The 321-nt window shown below is 51.1% G+C and carries 1 protein-coding gene; it reads right to left on the reverse strand.

Annotated elements, in window-relative coordinates; translation table 11 throughout:
- Positions 1–321: recombinase family protein (locus LIZ87_RS22195; RefSeq protein WP_227149238.1), on the reverse strand; the 321-nt coding region annotated here is incomplete at both ends.

Below are 321 nucleotides of genomic sequence, written 5' to 3' on the forward strand. Positions count from 1 at the left end.
TCTGCACAATGTCAAAGCTCATGCGGTCAATCAGCGGTTCATGCTGTCCCTCCACTACAATCCAGTCCTCCGGCTTCTTTTCCCCAATCGTGCCGATTTTGAAACGGTAGTCTTTTTTCTGGGAAGCAATCGCCCCGGTGTAAACGGGATTCATCAAAAGGTCTTTGATAACGGAGAAGTCCCACATATACCGTCCGTTTTCCGGGTCTTTCTTTTCCCATTTGGTTCGGGTATTGCGAAGCCCCCGTTCCCGGTTCCACCATGTGGGGCAGGGGATTTTTTCTTCCTCCAGCCGTCTGCGGATATAGTTCGGACCATGAC

The organism is Lacrimispora sp. 210928-DFI.3.58, from assembly GCF_020554865.1.
Classification (GTDB): Bacteria; Bacillota; Clostridia; order Lachnospirales; family Lachnospiraceae; genus Enterocloster.